The sequence below is a fragment of the Ilumatobacter sp. genome (assembly GCF_041688325.1).
Taxonomy (GTDB): domain Bacteria; phylum Actinomycetota; class Acidimicrobiia; order Acidimicrobiales; family Ilumatobacteraceae; genus Ilumatobacter_A.
The window spans coordinates 1-4,735 of record NZ_JBDNIJ010000172.1 but is presented as its reverse complement, the minus strand read 5'-3'; the positions used below and the strand labels follow the sequence as shown (position 1 = coordinate 4,735).

Sequence of the window (4,735 nt, the reverse complement as noted above, 5' to 3'; positions counted from 1 at the left end):
CGTTGCCGTCGCGGATGCCCTGGCTGAACTCGTCGCCGTAGATGATGTCGCGGAAAGTTGTCGAGCCGTTGATGATCTCATACACACCGGGCCGCTTGACGTGCCCTGACACGGCAACCATGCGAGTGCCGGGCGAAGTGGGTGTACCGATCGCGGTGTAGGCCGCCGAACCGTGAATCGCAACGAACGGAAGGTTCGCGAGCGTCTCGACATTGTTGACGATGGTCGGCTTGCCGTAGAGGCCAACGGCTGCTGGAAAGAACGGCGGCTTCAGGCGAGGCATACCGCGTTCGCCTTCGAGCGACTCGATCAGGGCAGTCTCTTCGCCGACGACGTAAGCGCCTGCACCCCAGTGCAGCACGATGTCGACGGAGAAGTCGGTGCCGAGGATGTTCTTGCCGATGTAGCCAGCTGCATATGCGTCGTTCAGCGCAGTGGCGATGCGCTCTTGCGCTACGGCCATCTCGCCGCGGACATACAAGAAGCACTGCGACAGACCGGCGGCGTAGCACGCGATCAGGCAGCCTTCGATGAGCTGGTGCGGATCGCGTTCCATGAGGAGACGGTCCTTGTAAGTACCCGGCTCCGACTCGTCACCGTTGACAACGAGGTAACGCGGCCACACGCCCTCTGGCGTGAAACCCCATTTGACGCCCGCCGGAAAGCCCGCGCCGCCGCGACCAAGAACCGTGGAGTTGCGGACTTCGTCGTGCATCTCCTGCGGCGACATGGCCAGGCATTTCTTGAGCCCTTCATAGCCGTCGGTCGCGAGGAAACGTTCGAGGGTGTGACTGTCTTCGTACTCGAAGCGCGACGTCACGACTTTCGGGCGGTCACCGATGTAGAAGCCCGCAATGTAGTCGTGCGTCTCGGCGCCGGGCGAGTTCGTGGGGTGGCTCACTTGGAAGCCCCTTCATTGTCTGGCGCTACGACGACGGGGATCCATACCGGACCGCTGGTGACGTCGTCAGGGTGCACAGCACCGACGCCTTTGTCGTGAGGAATGTGTTGGCGTTGGAGGCCGAGCGTGCCATGGGGAGGAATTTCGGCGTCGAGCTTGCCAGAGCGGAGATCATCGATCATTTGGTCAAAGTCGTCGTGGGTGACGCGGTACTTGTGGCGGTAGTTGACCTGCAGGCACGGGGCCTCGGTGCATGCCGCCTGGCACTCGGCAGGCTCAAGCGTGATCAGCCCGTCGGCGGTGGTGCCGCCAGCCTTGACGCCGAGCTTCTCTTCGGCGTGGTGCAGGAGTTCGCCAGCACCGAGCAGTGCACACGACAACGTCGTACACACGTTGATGACGTACTTACCAACCGGTTCGAACTTGAACATCTCGTAGAACGATGCGGTGCCCAGCACTTCGGCCGGCGTGACGTTGACCAGTTCGGCAATATGCCTCATTGCGTCTTCGGTGACGTAGCCGTTCTGTTCCTGGCTGAGATGGACGAGCGGGATCAGCGCCGACTTTTGCTTCGGGTACTGCCCGATGATCTCTTTAGCAATGACCACGTTGTGGTCGGACAAACGGCTCATGAGCCAGCTCCTGTGTAAGAAAAAATGTCGACACCGGTCATCATCGGTCGACGCCGTCCATCATGGCCATGTTCGCGGTCAGCGGAAACGACATCATCGGTCGACGCCGCCGAGCACAGGATCAACCGAAGAGATGATTGCCACGGCGTCGGCAACGAGGCCGCCGCGCATCATGTGCGGCAGGCACTGAATGTTGACGAACGACGGATCGCGCATGTGGAGGCGATAGGGATTCGGGCCGCCGTCGGACGCGATGTAGCAACCGATCTCGCCCCGCGGGCTCTCAATGCCCAAGTAGACCTCGCCATCCGGCACCTTGAAGCCCTCGGTGAAGATCTTGAAATGATGGATGAGCGCTTCCATCGACTCGTCGATACGAGCACGCGGTGGCGGGGTGACCTTCTTGTTTTGGACGCGGTAATCGCCCTCGGGGATCCGTTCGAGGATCTGACGAACCAACACCATCGACTCGCGGATTTCAGCGAGGCGGATTGCGAACCTATCGAAAGCATCGCCGTACGAACCGACCACGACGTCGAACTCGAGTTCGTCGTAGTGCATGTAGGACTGGTCGCGACGGAGGTCCCACTCGACACCGGTCGAACGAAGAATGGGGCCGGTGGCACCGAGCGCAAGTGCCTCACGGGGCGTGATCACGCCGACGCCCTGCAGACGCTCACGCCAGATCGGCTGGCCGGTCATCAAGATGTCGTACTCGTCGAGACGCGGCGGCAGCAGGTCGAGGATTCGCAGCACACCATCGCGCCAGCCAGCAGGCAGGTCGGCTGCGAGGCCGCCGGGGCGGATGTAGTTGTGGTTCATCCTGAGGCCAGTGACCTCTTGGAAGAACCGCAGCACTTCTTCGCGCTCACGCCAGCCGTAGATCATCATCGACACGGCGCCGAGGTCCATGCCGTTCGTTGCCATGAACAGCAGGTGGCTCGACATGCGGTTCAGCTCGGAGAGCAGCATGCGAATCCAGACGGCACGGTCGGGGATGTCGCCGTCGATACCGAGCAGTTTCTCGGTGGCCATCGAAAAGACGAGCTCGTTGTTGAGCGGGCTCAGGTAGTCCATGCGGGTGACATTGGTGCCGCCCTGCATAAAGGTGAGCTGTTCGGCGGTTTTCTCCATGCCGGTGTGGAGGTAGCCGATAATCGGCTTGCAGCGGAGCACCGTTTCGCCCTGCAACTCGAGCATCAGTCGGAGCACGCCGTGGGTCGACGGATGCTGGGGCCCCATGTTGATGATCATTGTCTGATCTTCTTCGGGGTCGTCGGGGAGCTCGCCCAAGTTGGCTGCGTCGGCCTCGGACATGCGCAGAACAGAGCCAACTTCGCGGAGCAACTCACGCGCGGTCGTCTGGCTGCGCGGCTTGAGCTTCTGATCGCCTTCGTCGGTGCCGGCGACGAACAGGTGGTAGTTCGTACCAAGATGGTCGGTACTGGCGACCTCGCCGATCGAGGGTTCGAGGACCTCCTCGACGGCTTCGGCCTCTACGGCGGCGCCGGCCTTTTGGCCAGTGAGCTTTTCTTCGGTGGTGCTCATGCGTTGGCTCCCTTGAACTGCACCGGAATGCGGCCGACGTCGTAGTCCTTGCGGAGCGGGTGGCCTTCCCAGTCTTCGGGCATCAGGATGCGCGTGAGGTCGGGGTGGTCGGCGAACAAGATGCCGAACATGTCGTAGGCCTCGCGCTCCATGGCTTCGGTCCCGGGATAAATTTCGAACAGCGACGCGACGGTCGGATCGGCCTCAGGAACTTGGACGCGCAGCCGCGTGCGACGGCGATGGGCCATGTCGAGGAGATTCACGACGACTTCGAAACGTTGCGGCTCAATGTCGGCGGGAAGCACGCGATCCATGAACTCGAGATAGTCGATGCCGCACAAGTCGATGCACATGATGTATCCCTCGTCGGCGAGTGCCTTGACGACGTCGAGGTACTGCGCGGCGCTCGCGTGGATGACTTCCTGGCCGTTCGAATCCGTCACGGGGCAGCCGTGAAGAGTCGGCTGGGCGGCAGCGTCTGCTGCGTCTGCTTCTTGGGTGGCGTTGCTGGAGGCGGCGTCATCGCTCATGATTTCATTCCGAGAAGCACGGGTGTCGAAGTGGCGTCGATGTGCTCGACATGGATATTCGCGCCGGCTCCGGACACTGCGCGACGCTTCAAGATTTCTTCGTTCTCGATGAGACCGTGCAGCGTTTCGATCGCATGGATCAGCGTCTCCGGTGTGGGTGGGCAGCCGGGTGCGTACACGTCGACCGGGACAATCTGGTCGACGCCCTGCACGATGGCGTAATTGTTGAACATGCCGCCAGAACTGGCGCAAACGCCCATCGAAATAACCCACTTGGGCTCCATCATCTGGTCGTACACCTGGCGCAGGACGGGAGCCATTTTCTGGCTCACACGACCCGCGACGATCATGATGTCGGCCTGACGTGGCGATGCACGGAACACTTCCATGCCGAAGCGGGAGATGTCGTAGTGCGCAGCACCGGTGGCCATCATTTCGATCGCGCAGCAGGCGAGACCAAACGACGCAGGCCATGACGAGCGGGAACGCGACCAGTTCACGAGATCTTCCAGCTTGGCGGTGATGACGTTGTGCGCGATCCCACCGATTCCGTCGTCGAGCACATCGTTGACGATGCCCATGTTGTGACTCCTGTGGCTTTCGGGGGTGTTCGGACTGTCGCGACCGCGAGGCGGGTTATGCGGCTTCGTGTTCGGATGGTTCGTCGCGGCTTGGCAGACGGCCTTCGGTACCGACGCGACGGATGGTTGACGACATCGTGCGTTCGGGAGAGAAGATTGCTGCTTCGGCTTCGAGGTTCCGATACTTGTGCAGCGGTCCCCAGTCAAGGCCACCGCGGGCAACTTCGTACACGAACGTGAGGAAGAAGATTACCGAGAAGGCGAGGATCGCCCAGAAGCCGTAAAACCCGAGTGAGTCACGACCGACCGCATACGGATAGATAAAGATGATCTCGATGTCAAACATGATGAACAACATCGCAACGATGTAGAAGCTGACCGGAAAGCGCTCGGGGAGGTCACGTGTGGGGACGATGCCGCACTCGTAAGGCGCTTCCTTGGCTGTTGACGGGCGGCTCGGTGCGAGCACTCGTGATGCCACGAAGCTGATGCCGCCGAAGGCGATCGCCAGGAACATCAAGAAGATGACCGGGAGGTATTGCG

The 4,735-nt window shown here is 61.3% G+C and carries 5 protein-coding genes and 1 pseudogene; all 6 read right to left on the bottom strand.

The genetic code is table 11. The annotated features are described in order from the left end of the window. Positions 1 to 901, bottom strand: a pseudogene (locus ACH2EI_RS10830) (NADH-quinone oxidoreductase subunit F); the annotation flags it as partial. Beyond that, positions 898 to 1,533 (bottom strand): NADH-quinone oxidoreductase subunit NuoE, encoded by a 636-nt coding sequence (gene nuoE, locus ACH2EI_RS10825; protein ID WP_395156261.1) that lies wholly within the window; start codon positions 1,531 to 1,533, stop codon positions 898 to 900. The pseudogene ACH2EI_RS10830 and the gene nuoE, both read right to left, overlap by 4 nt. 93 nt (positions 1,534 to 1,626) lie before the next feature. Then, positions 1,627 to 3,081, bottom strand: a complete 1,455-nt coding sequence (locus ACH2EI_RS10820) for an NADH-quinone oxidoreductase subunit D (protein WP_395156263.1) — start codon at positions 3,079 to 3,081, stop codon at positions 1,627 to 1,629. Beyond that, a complete protein-coding gene (locus tag ACH2EI_RS10815; protein WP_395156265.1) occupies positions 3,078 to 3,611 on the bottom strand; it encodes an NADH-quinone oxidoreductase subunit C in 534 nt (177 codons plus the stop codon). Before ACH2EI_RS10815 ends, ACH2EI_RS10820 begins: the two co-directional genes overlap by 4 nt. After that, positions 3,608 to 4,192, bottom strand: a complete 585-nt coding sequence (locus tag ACH2EI_RS10810) for an NADH-quinone oxidoreductase subunit B (protein ID WP_395156267.1) — start codon at positions 4,190 to 4,192, stop codon at positions 3,608 to 3,610. The genes ACH2EI_RS10815 and ACH2EI_RS10810 overlap by 4 nt, the downstream gene beginning before the upstream one ends. A gap of 55 nt (positions 4,193 to 4,247) precedes the next feature. Beyond that, a partial coding sequence (locus ACH2EI_RS10805; RefSeq protein ID WP_395159998.1) for an NADH-quinone oxidoreductase subunit A occupies positions 4,248 to 4,735 on the bottom strand: 488 nt, incomplete at its 5' end.